Source organism: Tepidimonas fonticaldi (genome assembly GCF_001675355.1).
In the GTDB taxonomy this organism is placed as follows: Bacteria; Pseudomonadota; Gammaproteobacteria; order Burkholderiales; family Burkholderiaceae_C; genus Tepidimonas; species Tepidimonas fonticaldi.
In genome coordinates, this window is record NZ_LZDH01000048.1 from 1 (window position 1) to 660 (window position 660).

At 64.2% G+C, this 660-nt stretch carries 1 protein-coding gene; it reads right to left on the reverse strand.

The annotated features are described in order from the left end of the window. Positions 1-187: 187 nt before the first annotated feature. The coding region (locus tag A9O67_RS05755; RefSeq protein ID WP_156682265.1) for a TonB-dependent receptor domain-containing protein at positions 188-660 on the reverse strand (473 nt) is incomplete at its 5' end.

The window sequence follows — 660 nt, forward strand, 5'->3', positions numbered from 1 at the left end:
GTGCTCTTCTGTTCTAGATTGGCGTGATTGAGGCGGCGGTCAAGGGTTGAACTGTGGGGGCCGGCTTGCCAGCGGTCGGGCTCGCAGCGGTCGTAGTCCGGTCAGCACTTGATGTATTGACTGGACTGGCCTCATCGCTGGCAAGCCAGCTCCCACAGGGATCCTGTTGCAGCTAACCGCTGTGCCCTCAAAAACCCAGGGTCGCTGACACCAGGTAGGTCCGCGGCGTCGACAGGGTCAACCCCGCTTCGCTGTCATCCGAGGCACCCGCCGAAGCCCAGTAGCGGTCGTCCAGCACGTTCTCGACACTGGCGCGCAGGGGGATGTCCTTGTCATCGACCTTGAAGGCATAGCGCGCACCGAGGTCGTAGCGCTCCCAGCCGTCGATCTGCTTGCTGTTGGCCTGGTCCAGGTATTGCGAGCTGGAATGCAGGCCGCGGGCCGTCAGGGTCAGGCCGGCGAGGGCAGGCACGTCATACTCGGCGCCCAGGCTGACGTTGTACTCCGGTGTTGCCGGGGCGCGGTTGCCGTCGAAGCTGCCGCCGACGGTGTCGGTCAGTTCGCTGTCGATGTACATCACCCCACCCAGCAAGCGAAAGCCCTTGAGCGGCTCGCCAAACACGTTGAGCTCGACGCCCTTGTTCTCGCGCTTGCCGTTGG